This is a genomic window from Variovorax dokdonensis, assembly GCF_030316895.1.
Classification (GTDB): domain Bacteria; phylum Pseudomonadota; class Gammaproteobacteria; order Burkholderiales; family Burkholderiaceae_C; genus Variovorax; species Variovorax dokdonensis.
Genome location: NZ_JASZYV010000002.1, coordinates 287,651 through 304,559, shown reverse-complemented (window position 1 = coordinate 304,559; position 16,909 = coordinate 287,651). Strand labels below are relative to the sequence as shown.

General features: G+C 63.6%; 13 protein-coding genes. 6 read left to right on the top strand and 7 right to left on the bottom strand.

Annotated features, from left to right (window positions below):
* Nucleotides 1-105 precede the first annotated feature (105 nt).
* The 6 genes from QTH91_RS09975 to QTH91_RS09950 form a co-directional block, all read right to left on the bottom strand.
* A complete protein-coding gene (locus QTH91_RS09975; RefSeq protein WP_286659923.1) occupies nucleotides 106-2,448 on the bottom strand; it encodes a xanthine dehydrogenase family protein molybdopterin-binding subunit in 2,343 nt (780 codons plus the stop codon).
* 149 nt (nucleotides 2,449-2,597) lie between these two features.
* Entirely contained in the window at nucleotides 2,598-3,353 is a 756-nt protein-coding gene (locus QTH91_RS09970) for a 5'-methylthioadenosine/adenosylhomocysteine nucleosidase (RefSeq protein WP_286659922.1), read from the bottom strand.
* A complete protein-coding gene (locus tag QTH91_RS09965; RefSeq protein ID WP_286659921.1) occupies nucleotides 3,354-5,027 on the bottom strand; it encodes a long-chain-fatty-acid--CoA ligase in 1,674 nt (557 codons plus the stop codon).
* An 82-nt stretch (nucleotides 5,028-5,109) separates the two neighbouring features.
* The gene (locus QTH91_RS09960) at nucleotides 5,110-6,594 is read right to left on the bottom strand and encodes an NAD(P)(+) transhydrogenase (Re/Si-specific) subunit beta (RefSeq protein ID WP_286659920.1); all 1,485 of its coding nucleotides are present in this window, start codon (nucleotides 6,592-6,594) and stop codon (nucleotides 5,110-5,112) included.
* Nucleotides 6,591-6,929: an NAD(P) transhydrogenase subunit alpha part 2 gene (locus QTH91_RS09955; protein WP_286659919.1), complete on the bottom strand. Its 339-nt coding sequence runs from the start codon at nucleotides 6,927-6,929 to the stop codon at nucleotides 6,591-6,593. The genes QTH91_RS09960 and QTH91_RS09955 overlap by 4 nt, the downstream gene beginning before the upstream one ends.
* A 29-nt stretch (nucleotides 6,930-6,958) precedes the next feature.
* The gene (locus QTH91_RS09950) at nucleotides 6,959-8,095 is read right to left on the bottom strand and encodes a Re/Si-specific NAD(P)(+) transhydrogenase subunit alpha (RefSeq protein ID WP_286659918.1); all 1,137 of its coding nucleotides are present in this window, start codon (nucleotides 8,093-8,095) and stop codon (nucleotides 6,959-6,961) included.
* A 273-nt stretch (nucleotides 8,096-8,368) separates the two neighbouring features.
* Here QTH91_RS09950 and QTH91_RS09945 point away from each other — a divergent pair, with 273 nt between their 5' ends.
* The 5 genes from QTH91_RS09945 to mnmA all read left to right on the top strand — a co-directional run bounded on the left by QTH91_RS09945 (nucleotide 8,369) and on the right by mnmA (nucleotide 13,587).
* A complete protein-coding gene (locus QTH91_RS09945; RefSeq protein ID WP_286659917.1) occupies nucleotides 8,369-9,100 on the top strand; it encodes a response regulator transcription factor in 732 nt (243 codons plus the stop codon).
* Entirely contained in the window at nucleotides 9,093-9,440 is a 348-nt protein-coding gene (locus QTH91_RS09940; RefSeq protein WP_286659916.1) for a hypothetical protein, read from the top strand. The genes QTH91_RS09945 and QTH91_RS09940 overlap by 8 nt, the downstream gene beginning before the upstream one ends.
* Before the next feature lie 116 nt (nucleotides 9,441-9,556).
* The gene (locus tag QTH91_RS09935; RefSeq protein ID WP_286659915.1) at nucleotides 9,557-11,902 is read left to right on the top strand and encodes a CHASE2 domain-containing protein; all 2,346 of its coding nucleotides are present in this window, start codon (nucleotides 9,557-9,559) and stop codon (nucleotides 11,900-11,902) included.
* On the top strand, nucleotides 11,899-12,375 hold the full coding sequence (locus QTH91_RS09930) for an NUDIX hydrolase (RefSeq protein WP_286659914.1): 477 nt from the start codon (nucleotides 11,899-11,901) through the stop codon (nucleotides 12,373-12,375). Before QTH91_RS09935 ends, QTH91_RS09930 begins: the two co-directional genes overlap by 4 nt.
* Nucleotides 12,376-12,441: 66 nt before the next feature.
* Nucleotides 12,442-13,587: a tRNA 2-thiouridine(34) synthase MnmA gene (mnmA, locus tag QTH91_RS09925; protein WP_286659913.1), complete on the top strand. Its 1,146-nt coding sequence runs from the start codon at nucleotides 12,442-12,444 to the stop codon at nucleotides 13,585-13,587.
* Nucleotides 13,588-13,636: 49 nt separating this feature from the next.
* Here the strand turns inward: mnmA and QTH91_RS09920 are convergent, their stop codons facing one another.
* Entirely contained in the window at nucleotides 13,637-14,620 is a 984-nt protein-coding gene (locus QTH91_RS09920) for an LLM class flavin-dependent oxidoreductase (protein ID WP_390367953.1), read from the bottom strand.
* Nucleotides 14,621-14,788: 168 nt separating this feature from the next.
* Here QTH91_RS09920 and QTH91_RS09915 point away from each other — a divergent pair, with 168 nt between their 5' ends.
* Nucleotides 14,789-16,888 (top strand): TonB-dependent siderophore receptor, encoded by a 2,100-nt coding sequence (locus QTH91_RS09915; RefSeq protein ID WP_286659912.1) that lies wholly within the window; start codon nucleotides 14,789-14,791, stop codon nucleotides 16,886-16,888.
* Nucleotides 16,889-16,909 lie beyond the last annotated feature (21 nt).

The following is a 16,909-nucleotide window of genomic DNA, read 5'->3' as shown; positions in this document are numbered from 1 at the left end:
CTTCGCAGGTCCCCCTACCCCCTCAAGGGGGCACACCCTACGGCCCGGCAAAGCCGGTACCGTGGGTGTCGCGAAGGGGCTTCGCTACGCTCGCCTGGGGCCAGCTCAAGACGCATGCAGCAGTGTCCAGAGCTTGGTGGGAGTGAGGGGCATCTGCAGGCGTGCGGTCTTGTCCTTGTGACCGGCGCGAGCGAGAGCGTCGGCCACGGCATTGACCACCGCGGGCGTTGCGCCGATGGTGCCGAGCTCGCCCACGCCTTTGACACCCAGCGGGTTGTTCTGGCAGGGAATCGATGTGTCCATCTCGGTGCGGAAGTGCGGCGAGCCGGACGAAGTGGGCAGGGCATAGTCCATCAGGCTGCCGCTCAGGAGTTGGCCGGTCTGCTTGTCGTAGACCACTTCTTCAAGCAACGCCTGCCCCATGCCTTGCACCGCGCCCCCGTCGAGTTGCCCGCGCACGATCATCGGGTTGACCACGCGGCCGACGTCGTTGACCGAGGCATAGGCATCGACTGTGACCTCGCCCGTTGCCGGGTCGAGTTCGACCTCGCAGATGTGGCAGCCATTGGGCCAACTCGGACCCGCAACGCTGCTGGTCGAGTCCATGAAAATGCGTGAGTCCGGTTGTCGACCCGCCAACTCGAACAATCCGATCGACAGATCGGTGCCCGCGACGCTGAACTGGCCACCTTCGTAACGCACATCGTTGGCATCCGCCTCGAACTCCTTGGCGGCCAAGCCTCTCGCCATCTCGATCGTGCGTTGCGACCCCACCTGCACGGCCGAACCACCGGTGAAGATCGAACGTGAGCCGGCGCTGCCGAATCCGTTGCCGCGATCGGTATCGCCCAGCACCACCCGCACCTGATCGATCGGCACACCGAAGGCGTCGACAACCAATTGGGCGAGCGAGGTCGCAATGCCCTGCCCCATGGCATTGACGGCGGAATAGACCTCGATCACGCCCTCCGCCTGCACGGCTACAGTGACGCGCTCCTCGAACACATTGCCGCCGGTCCACTCGAGAAAAGTGGCAATCCCCAGGCCGCGCACAACGCCACGCTTGGCCGACTCCGCGGCACGCTCCTCGAAGGTGTCCCAGTCGGCCAGCGCCAGCCCCTGGTCCAGGATGTGCTCGAATCGCCCGCTGTCGTACACCTGCTGCATTGGGTTCTTGTAGGGCATCTGCTCGGGCCGGATGAAGTTCCTGCGCCGTAGGGCAACGCGGTCGATGCCGATCTGGCGTGCGGCTTCGTCCATCAGCCGCTCGATGTTGAAGATGGCCTCCGGCCGACCGGCTCCGCGATACGGGCCGGTGGGCGCGGTGTTGGTCATCACCGCCTTGAAATGAAAGTCGATGGTCTGGATGTCATAGACGCTGGTCTGCACCCAGGGACCGATGAGCAGTTGGATCGCCACGCCGGCCGCACCTGCGTAAGCGCCAACGTTGGCCAGCGAATGAACCCGAAGCGCCAGTATCTTGCCGTCGGCTGCCAACGCCAGTTCGCAACGCGCCTCCACATCGCGCCCATGCGTCGAGGAGATGAACTCCTCGCTGCGGTCTGCGATCCACTTGACGGGGCGACGCAGGTTGCGTGCGGCAATCGCGACGACCGCGTCCTCCGGATACAGGCCGGTCTTCATGCCGAAGCCACCACCCACGTCTCCCACGATCACCCGCATTTCTTCGGGCGGGATGCCCAGCATGTCCGCGGCGATGGTGTTGCGCGCGCCCGTGGGCATCTGCGTGCTCATGCGTATGGTGGTGCGGCCGCTCGCCACGTCGAATTCGGCCAGCACCGAGCGGGGCTCCAGGGTCACGGCTGCCAGACGCTGATGACGTAGCTCGAGCCGCACGACATGGGCGGCCTGGGCGAAGGCGGCATCGGTCGCTGCAGCGTCGCCGTGGCGCATCTCGGCGGAGATGTTGTCGGGCGCGGCGTCGCAGATCACCGGAGCGCCGGGTGCCAAAGCCTGCGATGGATCGACCACCGCGGGCAACTCGTCGTACTCCACGAATACAGCTTCGGCGGCGTCGCGCGCCTGCTGGACACTGTCGGCCAGCACGGCTGCCACTGCCTCGCCGAGGTAGCGAACTCGCTCGTGGGCCAAGGCAAGGCGCGGAGCTGTCGCAGCAGGCTGGCCATCGGCGCGCACGAATCCGGCGACGCCTGGAATGGGCTTGACGCCAGCAGCGACGAGTTCCGCGCCGGTCAGCACCTTGGCCACGCCAGGCATGGCACTCGCCGCAGCAACGTCGATGGAAACGATGCGTGCATGCGGATAGGGCGAGCGCACGAAGGACAGGAACAACTGGCCCTGCGCGCCCACGTCGTCGGTGTACCGGCCGCGCCCGCTCAGCAAGGCGTCGTCTTCCAGACGGTGGACCTCCTTTCCGCTCCCGAAACGGGCAACGGCAACTGAAGATGGGCTGGTTTGTGCGTTCACGTGGGCCTCGCTCGACGATCGGGTGGGAAGATGACGAAGGATCGACGCAGGACGACGGCGACCGAGCCCGCGTGCGCGGATCATGCCGCAGGAAGCAAAACAGCGCAGCAGGCGATCGCACCGATCGCAGGGGCACGCGGCCCCGGGCCTCACGCGGGGGCGTGGCGGTCGAGGAGCGCGGAGATCAGCGCCCGCGCCTGAAGCGCGGCAACCTGGGCCAGGTAGGCGGGGAAATCGACATGCGCGGAATCGTCCGCTCGATCGGAAATATGCCGAACCGCAGCGAACGGTACGCCGTGGTCATGACAAACCTGGGCCACTGCGGCAGCTTCCATGTCGACGGCCAGCGCATCCGGCAGTGCCTCGCGCAGCGCCTGGGACTCCGAAGCTCGGGAGACGAACCGGTCTCCACTGACCAGCAGGCCCTGATGCACGCAAGGGGCCGCCCCCAGGCCGAAGCGCTGGCGAACGTCATCGTCGATCGCCCCGGCTTCGGTGACGGCCTGCGCGGCCAAGGTCAACTGCGCGACGCCGGCCATGTCGGCCGCAAAGCGCGATCGACCATAGAGCGGCACCTCGTGGCGCGGGAAGAGCGGAGAGGCGTCGATGTCATGCTGCAGCAACTCGGTCGCGACCACGGTGTCGCCGACCTTCACGCGCGGATGCAAGCCACCCGCGACACCCGTGAAGTAAAGGCGCGTCGCACCGAATCGCTCGATCACTGCGGCGGCGGTCGTCGCCGCAGCCACCTTGCCGATGCGCGAAAGCACAAACACCACCGGCTGGCCGTTCCAGCGCCCCACGTAGAACTCCCGCCCGGCATAGACGTGGACGCTGGGGTTCTCCAGGTTCGCTGCGAGGCCGGCCTGTTCCTCCGGCAGAGCGCTCAGGATGGCAGTGGTCACTCAGCGAGCATCGCGAAGTTCGCGCCGCAGCACCTTGCCCACCGGCGTCTTGGGCAGTTCGGCACGGAATTCGATGATGCGCGGCTGCTTGTAGCCCGTCAGGTTGGCGCGGCAGTAGTCGCGGATCTGCTGTTCGGTCAGCGACTCGCTCTTCTTCACGACGACCAGTTTGATGCCCTCGCCGGTCTTCTGGTCCGGAACGCCGACCGCAGCGCATTCGGCAACGCCTTCCATCTGCGAGACCACGTCCTCGATCTCGTTCGGATACACGTTGAACCCGCTGACGATGATCATGTCCTTCTTGCGGTCGACGATCTTGAAGTAGCCACGCTCGTCCACGACGCCGATGTCGCCGCTCTTGAAGTAGCCGTCGGCAGTCATCACGCGAGCCGTCTCGTCGGGCCGCTGCCAATAGCCGGCCATCACCTGCGGCCCCTTGATGGCGATTTCGCCCGCTTGCCCCAGTGGGACTTCGTTGCCCTGGTCATCCAGGAGCTTCATCCATGTTCCGGGAAGCGGGACACCGATCGTGCCGGTGTATTCCTTGCTGGTCACCGGGTTGCAGCTGGCCGACGGCGACGTTTCCGACAGGCCGTAGCCTTCGCAGATCGGGCAACCCGTCTTGGTCAGCCAAAGCTTGGCCACACCGCTTTGCACGGCAGTTCCGCCGCCGACCGACACCTTCAGGTTTTTCCAATTGACGGTGTCGAAGTCCGGGTGATTGGCCAGCCCCGCGAACAAGGTGTTGACCGCCGGAAAGCTATGGAATGTATGGCGCGAAAGCTCCTTGAGCGTGGCTGCCAGGTCGCGCGGATTGGGAATAAGGATGCTCTTTCCGCCCGTGCGCATGCACAGCATCATGTTCACCGTAAAGGCGAAGATGTGATACAGGGGCAGGGCGCACACACTCGTCGGCTGCTCACCGGCGGGGATCTTGTCCATCACCGGCGCATTCCAGGCTTCGGACTGCAGCACGTTGGCGACCACGTTGCGGTGCAGCAGAACCGCTCCCTTGGATACGCCGGTCGTTCCGCCGGTGTACTGCAGCACCGCGACGTCATCGGGTGAAATGGTCGGGGCGATGAATTTGCCTGGAGCGCCTTTGCTCAACGCGTCGTTGAAGCGCACCGCGCCCGGCAGCTGATAGTGCGGCACCAGCTTCTTGACGTCGCGGACCACGAAGTTCACCAGCAAGCCCTTGAGCCCGAGGCAATCCCCCATCGCCGCCAGCACCACATGCTTGACCGGGGTGGCTTCGATGCACTTTTGCAGCGTCGCCCCGAAGTTCTCGATGATGATGATGGCCTTGGCGCCCGAGTCCTTGAGTTGGTGCTCGAGCTCGCGCGGCGTGTAGAGCGGGTTGACGTTCACCACCACCAGTCCAGCGCGGAGAATTGCGGCGACCGCAATCGGGTACTGCGGGCAGTTGGGCATCATGATCGCCACGCGATCGCCCTTGGTCAGGCCCAGCCCCTGCAGATAGGCGGCCAGCTTGCGGCTGTCGCGGTCGACCTTGGCATAGGTCACGTCCTTGCCCATGAAGCTGTAAGCCACGCGATCGGCAAAACGGCCGAAGCTTTCTTCCATCAAGGCAACCAGCGAACCATAAGCGGTCGCGTCGATGTCTGCGGGCACACCAGCCGGATAGCTGGACAGCCAGGGGCGGTCGGTCATTAGAAGTGTCTCCAAAAGCAATACGGGCGCGGTCGCCACGCTGGCGCCGCGCCCCTCTATCGTAAATGCAAGGGAAAGTAAGCTACTCGATCGCCTTCCCCATGTCCTCGACCACCTTCTTCGCATCACCGAAGACCATCATGGTCTTGTCCATGTAGAACAATTCATTGTCCAGTCCGGCATAGCCGGCGGCCATGGAGCGCTTGTTGACGATGACCGTCTTGGCCTTGTAAGCCTCCAGGATCGGCATGCCGTAGATCGGGCTGCCCTTGGTATGCGCGGCCGGATTCACCACGTCGTTGGCGCCCAGGATGATGGCGACATCGGCTTGGCCGAACTCGCCGTTGATGTCCTCCATCTCGAACACTTGGTCGTAAGGCACTTCGGCCTCGGCCAGCAGGACGTTCATGTGGCCCGGCATGCGCCCGGCCACAGGATGGATCGCGTATTTGACTGTCACGCCCTTATCGGTCAGCTTCTGGGCAAGCTCCTTGACGGCGTGCTGGGCGCGTGCCACCGCCAGGCCATATCCGGGCACGATCACCACTGTCTCTGCGTTGCCGAGCACGAACGCGGCATCGTCGGCGCTGCCGCTCTTGACCGGGCGCTGCTCCTGGGCACCGCCGCCGCCAGTCGCTGCCTCGCCACCGAACCCGCCCAGGATCACGTTGAAGAACGAGCGGTTCATGGCCTTGCACATGATGTAGCTCAGGATCGCACCCGAGGAGCCCACCAGCGAGCCAGCCACGATCAGCATGGCATTGTTCAGCGAGAAGCCGATGCCCGCCGCCGCCCAGCCCGAGTAGCTGTTGAGCATCGAGACCACCACGGGCATGTCGGCGCCGCCAATCGGGATGATGATGAGCACGCCCATCACGAAAGCCAGCGCCAGCATCAGGAAGAAGGCGGTCCAGCTTTCGGTCGCCATGTAGACCAGGCCCAGACCAATGGTCAGCAGGCCCAGCACAAGGTTGAGCATGTGCTGGCCCTTGAACTGCACCGGCGCGCCCTGGAACAGGCGGAACTTGTACTTGCCCGAGAGCTTGCCGAAGGCGATCACCGAGCCGCTGAAAGTGATGGCGCCGATGGCCGCGCCCAGGAAGAGCTCCAACCGGTTGCCCGTCGGGATCCCATGACGCAGCACGCCGTCGACGACATAAGCGCCCACCGGCGTGTTGATGCCGACGGCCGCAGCGACCGGCGGCGGCGTGATGCCGAAAGCCCAGGGCTCGATGACTGCCGCGATGGCAATGAACACCGCGGCAAGGCCGATCATGCTGTGGAAGAACGCCACCAATTCGGGCATCTGGGTCATCTCGACCGTCTTGGCCCGCCAGGCGCCGTAGCCGCCGCCGACAACCAGGCCGAGCAGGACCCAGCCAAGCCCTCGGGCGCTGCCGGCCAACTGGACGATCATCGCCGCAGTGGTCAGCACTGCGATGGTCATGCCGACCATCCCGAATATGTTGCCGCGAATGGATGTGGTGGGATGCGACAAGCCCTTGAGCGCCTGGATGAAGCACACGCTGGCCACCAGGTAAAGCAGCGTGACGACGTTCATGCTCATTGGGACACTCCCTCGCCAGAGCCCTTGGTTGCGGCCGCGGGTTTCTTGTCCTTTTTCTTGAACATCTCAAGCATGCGACGCGTCACCATGAAGCCGCCAAACACGTTGACTGCAGCCAGCGCCACCGCCAACACACCCATGCTCTTGCCGACCCAGGTATCGGTCAGCGCCGCGGCCAGCATGGCACCGACGATCACGATGGCCGAGACGGCGTTGGTCACCGCCATGAGCGGCGTATGCAGCGCGGGCGTGACGGTCCAAACGACGTGGTAACCCACGTAGATGGCCAGCACGAAGATGATCAGATTGATGACGGTATGGCTGACGGGATCCATGTTGTTCTCCGGCGGTCTCTGGCTTTGTTTTAAGTTGACTTCCTGGTGACCTGGCCGTCGCGTGCCACCAGGCAGGCGGCGACGATGTCGTCTTCGAGATCGATCTTGATACCGCCTTCCTTGGGCAGCACCAGCTTGAGAAAGTCCAAAACATTGCGCGCATAGAGCGACGAAGCGTCCGCCGCCACCAGCGCTGGCAGGTTGGTTTCGCCCACGATGGTCACGTCGTGCTTCCTCACTGTCTTGCCCGCTTCCGAAAGCGTGCAATTGCCGCCCACGCCGTCGGCACCGCGGCCAGCGGCGATGTCCACGATGACCGAGCCGGCCTTCATGGACTGAACCATCTCGGCGGTGATGAGCGTGGGCGCCGCGCGACCCGGAATCAAGGCCGTGCTGATCACCACGTCGGCCATCGCTACACGCTTAGCCACCTCCACCTGCTGGCGTGCCAGCCAGCTGGGCGGCATCGGACGGGCATAGCCGCCAACGCCTTCGGCCGCATCCTTCTCTTCGGCGGTTTCATAGGGCACATCGATGAACTTGGCACCCAACGACTCGACCTGCTCCTTCACGCTAGGACGCACGTCCGACGCCTCGATGACCGCGCCGAGTCTCTTGGCCGTGGCAATGGCCTGCAGGCCCGCCACGCCCACCCCCAGAACCACCACGCGCGCCGCCTTCACCGTTCCGGCGGCAGTCATCAGCATGGGGAAAAAGCGCTGGTACTTGTCCGCCGCGATCATCACGGCCTTATAGCCAGCGATGTTGGCTTGGGAAGACAGCACGTCCATGCTCTGCGCCCGTGTCGTGCGCGGCGCAGCCTCGAGCGCAAAGGCCGTGAGATTGGCACTGGCCATGCGCTGCAACCCATCGGCGTCGAATGGATTGAGCATGCCTACGACCACCGTGCCGGGCTTCATCAGGCCGAGTTCGTCGTCAAAGGGCGCACGCACCTTGAGCACAATCTCGCAGCCCAACGCGCCTGCAGCATCCACGATCTCGGCGCCGACCGCCGCGTACGCCGAATCGGTGGCGGAGGCGGCAAGACCCGCTCCGGATTGCACACGAACGACGTGCCCGGACGCCATCAGCTTCTTGACCGTCTCGGGCGTTGCAGCCACGCGTGTTTCGCCAACCGTTGTCTCGGTAGGCACGCCTATCAACATATGAGCCTCCTCGAGGGCCTGGGGCCGGCCCGTACGCCGCGGAGCTTACTCGAAGATGACGCGATGACTTCTTGACCTTAGACAACTCTTCAAATGCGTCCAAAGCAGGCCCTTTCCGAAAGGGCCCTGCGAAGCTTCTTGCACATTGGCAACAGTGGTCTGTTGCATCGTGACATTTGACGCGACAGTTGACAGTCGCAACCGTTTCGCGCGGACTTGACTTTTCTATTACGTAATAGACTGTGGCTACAACTAGCAAAAGGGACGGACAACATGCGAATTGCGGCTTTGGACGACGAGCTGTCTCAGCTCGAACTCATTCGCCACACTATGAATGGCATCGAGCACGAATGCCATCTCTACACGGAAGGCAAGGCACTCATGCGCGATCTGCGCGTGCAGTCTTTCGACCTATTGATTCTCGATTGGACACTGCCCGACATTCAAGGCCCATCTATCGTGAAGTGGGTCCGTGAAGATCTGGCTAGTCGCCTGCCGATCCTCTTCGTCACCAATCGTCGCGACGAGGCAGACCTTGTCACAGGGCTCGCCGCCGGCGCAGACGACTTCATGGTCAAGCCGTTCCGCGTCACGGAGCTGCAAGCGCGCGTGCGTGCACTGCTGCGACGTGCCTATCCCAGCCAGCACGAAGTCGAGTTGGAGTTCGGTCCTTACCACTTCTTCCCGCAATCGCGCACGTTGCATGTCGACGGCATTCCTGTCGACCTGAAGCATCGCGAATACGAACTGGCGCTGTTCCTCTTCCAGAACATGGGCCGCCTTCTCTCGCGGGAGCACCTGCGAGAAGCAGTGTGGGGCCATGGTCCCGACGAGCCATCTCGCTCCCTGGATACGCACGTCTCTCGCTTGCGATCCAAGCTCAACCTGCGGCCTGACAACGGATTCCTGCTTTCGGCGATCTACGGTCTGGGCTATCGCCTCGAACCGGTCGAACCGGCCAGCCTGGCCCCGTTCGCCGCCAAAGCGGACGCAGGAGATGCCTGACAAGACGCGCATCGCCGCGGTCCTTCTATTCGGAGTTCTGTGGTCCGGCATCCAGGTCTGCGCTGCGGAACCCTCAGTCCAAGGGCCTCGCGCCAACGTCGATGCGGCGCTCAGCGCCGCCCATGAAAGCGTCTTGCAGATTCAATTGGTCGACGGCAGCGTGCTTGCGGTCGAGGCCGATGACAGCATCAGTTCGGCGGTCGATGGAGACGTGCGTACCCGCTCCGCCCTTCGCGCCGGCACTGCGCCCGGGCCCCAGGTGCCGCAGGCTCTGATGCGCCGACGCGGGCAGATCTTCGACCCTGCGACGCCCGGCGTGGTCGCCAGCATCCGCGGCTGATATTTCCTCCAGCTTCTCGCGACCGCTCTTCAAGCGGTGGCGTAAGCCATTGCCACGAAATGCCACTTTCTGCATCCACCCACAAAGCCCCGCCAGCGTCCAGCGCTCAGCGTCTGTTGGCGTCGCTCAAGCGTCGCCTTGGCTGGCTGCTGCTCGCCATGGCGCTGCTGGGCCTCGTCGCCGCACTGACGGCGTGGGCGAGCATGCCGCGATTCGACAGGCTGGTTCAGGAAAGCGCACTCGACGTCGTTCGTCCCAAGGCAAGCGAGGACATCGTGATCGTGACCATCGATCAGCGAAGCCTGGAAGCGATCGGCCCTTGGCCTTGGCGGCGAGCCATTCACGCAGAAGCCATCCGGCGCATCGCCAAGAGCAATCCACGCTGCACCGGTCTGGACGTCCTGCTCGACGGCGCCGACGCCAAGCATCCTTGGGACGACCTGCTGCTGGCGGACAGAATTCGACATGCAGGTTGCGTCGTGTTGCCCATGGCACTGCATCTGGCGAAGGGGCAGGCTCAAACCGAACTGCTACCGCCCTCCCTGATCGCATCGGCGGCAACGGGGCTGGGTCACGCGCACCTCGCACTTGACCGTGATGGCGTAGTCCAGGGTGTATACCAACGCGAGGGCTTTCCCGATCGCCAATGGCCCAGCTTCTCTCTTGCTCTCGCTCAGGCGGGCCAGGGGTTGGGCGTATCACCTCAGCCGTCACTTGCTCTCTCCAATCGTGCCCCGTTGGTCGATTCCTGGACTCGGAAGGACTATGGCGCAGTCGTGTTGCCTAGTGCCAGTTCGGCGTATCGAAGCGTCTCGTACATCGATGTGCTGCGCGGCAATGTTCCCGAGGAAGTCTTTCGAGATCGCTATGTCCTGATCGGCGCCACCGACAGCAGCTTGTCCGACCTCTACGCCAGTCCTGCGCCGATGCAGTATGGGCTTGTGCCTGGCGTCGAGATATTCGCGGCGGAACTGCAAGGAGAACTGGCGGGCCAACGCATTCGACAGGCTTCACTGGGCCAGAATCTTCTGTTCAATCTGATCCCGATCGCCATCGTGCTGCTCGGCCTGCTGTGGTTGAGGCCTGTCGGCGTGTTTGCGCTGCTGACGGGGGTCGTGGTGACGTGGGCGGGGATCCAGGCGGCGCAGCCCTGGATCGGGTTGCGATTCTCGTCGGCTGCGGGGTTGATCGGACTCGTGCTCGTTCTTCCACTTTGGAGCTTGATGCGGTTGTCGGCGGCCCATCGCTTCCTGCGACGCGGGACGCAGGAACTCAACACGGTCCTGGTTGGGCTGAACATGCCCAACGACGACCATGCGGATGGCGACTTTCTCGACCGCGAGATCGATGCGAGCGCACTGGCGGTGCAGCGGGTTCGGGACCTGCACCGCTTCGTGCGTGACGGCGTCGACCAACTGCCCGATGCAACCCTCGTACTCAACCGTCGTGGGAAGGTCTTCATGGCCAATCGCGCGGCCGCGCATCATTGGCGCAAGGAAGCCTGGTCACTGGAAGGCGAGGATGCCAGTGCGCTGCTGAGCGACATTCGTTCGCGCAACAACGGCTCGCCCATGTTGCCGCCTGGCGCACTTTGCGCAGATGTGCCAGCTTCGATCACCGGCGAGGGGGAGGACAGCGAAGGCAGAATCGTGCTGCTTCGTTGCGTACCGACGTTCAATGCCGACAACGTCCATGCGGGCTGGATGATCGCGCTGGTGGACATCACCAGGATGCGTCGCGCGCAAAGCCAGCGCGACGAAGCCCTGCGCTTCATTTCGCACGATATACGCGAGCCCAGCGCCTCGATCTTGACGGTGATCGAATTGGCGAGAGCGCGTCCTGCGATGCTGCCACGCGATCTTCTGCTTCAGCGCATCGAGCGCCACGCTCAGACGGGTCTTGAACTGGCCGACGGCTTCGTCAACCTGGCGCGTGCAGAGGGCCAGGCATTCCAGGCCGAACTGCTCGACTTGCGGGAACTGCTCACGCAATCGATCGACAATGCCTGGGCAGACTCCCGCGCCAGAGATGTACGGGTACTTCTGTCTGATGCTCCAGACGACGCCACTTGTGTCGGGGACCGCGGGCTCCTTTCACGCGCGCTTACCAATGTGCTGAGCAATGCGCTCAAGTATTCGCCCGCGGGTACAGAAGTGGATTGCTCCATTGACGACCGGCGTACGCATTGGGCGCTTACCGTGCGCGATCAAGGCCCCGGCATTCCGCTGGAGCAACAGTCCCAGCTGTTCCAGCCGTTCCACCGCCTGCATCGGGAGTCGCACCCAGGCGTGCATGGGGTCGGTCTGGGGCTGTTGCTTGTCCGGACGGTGGCGCAGCGCCATGGTGGTACGGTAGAAATCGAGAGCGCCGCCGGTGCCGGTTGCAGCGTCATACTGATGGTGCCCAAGCCGACGAGCAGCCCGATCAAGAAGCTTGGTACCAATCAGACCGACTCTGCATGAACCGCTGGAAGCCCAATGTCACGGTGGCGGCCGTCATAGAAAAGGACGGCCGCTTTCTATTGGTCGAAGAGAGAACCGCGCGCGGCTTGATGCTCAACAATCCGGCTGGCCATCTCGAACGAAGTGAGTCGCCTGCCCAGGCTTGCGTACGAGAAGTTCTGGAAGAAACAGCGCACGAGTTCCGGCCTACCCATGTCGTTGGCCTCTACATGTCTCGCGCCGGCGCGCGGGGTACCGAAGACGTCACTTACCTGCGAGTAGCGTTCTGCGGCGAACTGGCGAGATTCGATCCGGACCGCTCGCTCGACGACGGCATCGTGCGCACGGTGTGGATGTCCGCCGAGGAAATCCGCGGATGTACAGACCGCCACCGCAGCCCCCTGCTGATGCGCTGCATCGATGACTACCTCGCCGGCATGCGCTATCCGCTGTCCCTCATCCACGTCGACAACTCTGTCTCCGGGCGAGGCTGAGGGCGAACCGGGCTGAGATGCCCACAGCCGTGCACACCATGGCGAGCGCAGGGACAATACGCGCCCATGAGCATGTCCGAAAAGAAGCGTGTGGTCGTCGGCCTGTCTGGCGGCGTGGACTCGGCCGTCACAGCGCATCTGCTCAAGCAGCAGGGCCACGAGGTCGTCGCCATCTTCATGAAAAACTGGGAAGACGACGACGACAGCGAGTATTGCTCCTCGAACATCGACTTCGTCGACGCTGCCAGCGTGGCGGATGTTCTCGGCATCGAGATCGAGCATGTCAATTTTGCCGCCGACTACAAGGACCGGGTGTTCGCCGAGTTCCTGCGGGAGTACCAGGCCGGCCGAACCCCCAACCCGGATGTTCTTTGCAACGCGGAAATCAAGTTCAAGGCGTTTCTCGACCACGCCATGCGCTTGGGCGCGGAGCAGATCGCCACGGGTCACTATGCGCGTGTACGCCTCAATGAATCGACCGGGCGGCACGAGTTGCTCAAGGGGTTGGATGTCACGAAGGACCAGAGCTATTTTCTGCACCGACTCAACCAGCAGCAGCTGTCGCGCACGCTTTTCCCGGTGGGCGAGTTGCGAAAGACGGAGGTGCGCCGTATCGCCGATGAGATCGGTCTTCCCAATGCCCGCAAGAAGGACTCGACCGGCATCTGCTTCATCGGCGAACGGCCGTTCCGCGAATTTCTCAACCGCTACATCAGCAAGGCGCCCGGGCCCATCCGTGACGACCGGGGCCGGGTCGTGGGCGAACACCAGGGACTGTCCTTCTACACACTCGGCCAGCGCCAGGGCCTAGGGATCGGAGGCATCAAGGAAAAGGGTGCGGCGCGCGGGGGCGGCGAGCATGCGCCATGGTTCGTCGCGCGCAAGGACATGGCCAGCAATACGCTTTGGGTGGTGCAGGGGCACGAGCATCCTTGGCTGCTGTCGGGGTCTCTGCTGGCGGACGACCTCAGCTGGGTCTCCGGGAATGCACCGGCTCCTGGCCAGTACGGCGCCAAGGCACGCTATCGACAGGCGGATGCAAGTTGCTCATTGCCTGAGACCGCGGCCGGAGCGCAAACCGAACTGCGCTTGGATTTCGAGCAGGCTCAGTGGGCCGTCACGCCCGGCCAATCGGCGGTGCTGTATGACGGGGACGTGTGCCTCGGTGGCGGTGTGATCGCTTCGGCGTCGCCCTGGGCAGGCACCGCCTGATTGCGAGTCCGGTCATGAGCGAGCGCGCGGCAACTGCTGCCGAACGCGCCTACTCCATGCACTCGCGTGCCAGCAACTCGTAGGAGCGCAGACGAGCGGCAGGCTCGAAGATCTGCGAGGTGACCATCAACTCATCAGCGCCTGTTCGCGCAGCAAAATCCTCTACGGCTTTGCGCACGGTGCTCGGAGAACCCACTGCGGCGCAGGACAGCACCGTTTCGATCAGCGCGGTTTCCCCGGGACCGAGGCGTTCTCGATAACCGGGCACCGGGGGCGGCAGCCGTCCCGGCCGTCCGCTGCGCAAATTGACGAAGGCCTGCTGCCAGGAACTGGCGAGCAGCTGCGCCTCGTCGTCGGTGTCGGCCGCGAAAACATTGAAGCCCAGCATGACGTAGGGCTTCGCCAACTGGGACGACGGTCGGAATGTCGACTTGTAGATCTCGATCGCCTGCATCATCTGCTGCGGCGCGAAATGTGACGCAAATGCGTAGGGCAGCCCCAAATGCGCGGCCAACTGCGCGCCGAAGGTGCTCGAACCCAGGATCCAGATCGGGACTTCGAGCCCACGCCCCGGCACGGCGAGCACCGACTGCCGCGGCTCCTTGGACATGAAATCCATCAATTCGAGAACATCCTGCGGGAACTGGTCGGCATTGGTGTCGAGATCTCGCCGTAGCGCCCGAGCGGTGCGCTGGTCCGATCCTGGTGCACGCCCCAACCCCAGGTCGACCCGGCCGGGGTACAGCGATTCAAGTGTGCCGAACTGCTCGGCAATCACCAGTGGGGAGTGGTTCGGCAGCATCACCCCGCCGGCGCCGATCCGAATGGTGGAGGTACCGGCACCTACGTGGGCCAACAGCACGGCGGTGGCCGCGCTGGCAATGCCCGGCATGCCATGGTGCTCGGCCATCCAATAGCGATTGAAGCCCAGCCGCTCGCCATGCTGCGCGAGCGCCAGCGAATTTCGGAACGATTGGGCTGCGTCTCCGCCCTCGCAGATCGGGGACAAGTCGAGGATGGAAAGCTTGGGCAACAGTTTGGACATGGGCGAGATCATGGCCCGAAGTGCCCAACCTTGCCCGCGTGATGATTTGACTCAAGTCACCTATTTACCCCGCATAAATACAGATAAACACCAAATTGGAAGTACGAATTGTTATCATTCTCTGTTCGATACATGAAATAACGACGGAGAAGACTGATGAACGGTTTCCGGGTAGGTGCACACCGGGTGACTTTGCTGGCCAGCCTCATTGCCGCTGGCGCGCCGGCCTGGGCTCAAGCCCAGAATCCGGCAGGCACGTTGCCCGAAGTGCGTGTCGACGCGAACGCCACGCCCGAGACCGCTGCTTCTCCTGTGCTCGGCTATCGCGCACGCAACGCGATCACGGCCACGAAGACCGACACGCCACTGTCTGAAACCCCGCAATCCATCACGATCGTTCCGCGTGACCAACTCGTGGACCAGGGCGCCACCAACATGCAGGACGCCCTGAACTACGCCGCCGGCGTCCGCTCGGACGCCTATGGCCTGGACAGCAGGACCGATTCGGTGCGCGTCAGGGGCGCATACCCCGACGTCTACCTCGACGGCCTGCGCCAAGCCTACGGCTACTACACCAGCACGACGCGCACAGAGCCCTATACGCTGGAGCGCGTCGAGGTCCTGCGCGGCCCATCGGGCATGTTGTATGGATCGGGCACAGCCGCCGGCATCGTCAACATGGTCAGCAAGCGCCCCTTGCTTGAAACCCAGCGCGAAGTGAGCATTCAACTGGGCAACTACGGGCGCAAGCAGATCCAGGCCGACCTCACCGGAGCGCTGAGCCAGGATGGCGACTGGTCTTATCGACTGGTCGCCCTGACCCGCAAGTCCGACACGCAAGTCGACTATGTGCCCGACGATCGCACGGTGCTGATGCCGGCATTGACATGGCGGCCAAGCGCCGCCACCTCGCTTACGCTGCAGGGCCTCTACCAGAAGGATGGATCCGGTACCACGTCGCAGTTCTTCCCCTGGGAAGGAACGTTGCTGGCCAATCCCAACGGCCAGCTCCCGCGCAGCCGCTTCATCGGTGAGCCGGGCGACTACTACGACAGCGAACGCAAGACCTTCGGCTGGCAGTTCGAGCAGAAGTTCGGCGATGGCTGGGCCTTCCGCAACAACTTCCGGTACGCCAAGAACGAAAACGACGGCTACTACCACTACGCCGACTTCGGCTTTACCGGCGATCCGGGCACATGGACGGCGGACCCGATCAACAAGCGGATTCTCGGTCGCGTGCTGTACAGCTCGCTGACGAAGACCGAGATCAGCGCGATGGACAACAACCTGGTCGGCAATTTCCGCACCGGCGATGTCACGCACACCTTGCTGCTAGGGGCCGACTTCTCCTACCAGAAGGAAGACATCTGGAGCGGCAGCAACTACGGCTTCATCGACGCCTACGCGCCGGTCTACGGTACGGTGATGGAGGCTGAACGCTCGCCGTCACCTCAGACCAAGCAGCGCAACCAGGGCTACTACATCCAGGACCAGATGAAGTGGAACAACTGGGTGCTGCTGGGCGGCTTGCGCTACGACAAGACCACTTCGGCTGTCGAAGGCTCGGTCGATGCCGACGCCAGCGCCACCACCAAGCGTTTCGCGCTTCTGTATGCCCACCCGAGCGGATGGTCGCCATACGTCAGCTATGCCGAGTCATTCACGCCGCAAGCACCACAGTACGGCATGATGCTCGACCCCCTGATCGGCGAGCAGTGGGAGGCGGGCGTGAAGTACGAGCCGCAAGGCCGCGCACTGGCCTTCAACGCAGCGGTTTACGACCTGCGCGAGACGAACCGCACCTTCTCGCCCATGCCCAACACGGTCGCGGAACTCGACGACACGCGCGCCAAGGGCGTGGAACTGGAAGCACGCGGCCGCATCGGCTCATCTCTCGACCTGATCGCCAATTACACGTACACCAAGGTCGACGACGTCCTGGAAGGCTTGCCGGAAAATCAAGCCAGCGTCTGGGCGAAGTACCGCTTCGCGCTCGGCGACGTCGGCGGCTTCTCGGTGGGCGGCGGTGTGCGCTACCTGAGCTCGTTCCGCGACCTGTCTTACGGTATCGGCCCCAGGATTCCGTCGGTCACTCTGCTCGATGCCATGGTCTCCTGGGAAAATTCCAAGTGGCGCCTCGCTCTGAACCTGAACAACCTGACGGACGAGAACTACTTCAGCACCTGCCTGTCGCGTGGCGACTGCTGGTGGGGAGCAGGCCGCACCGTGGTGGCAAGCGCCACCTACCGCTTCTGATGACAGCGGGCCGATTGCCCG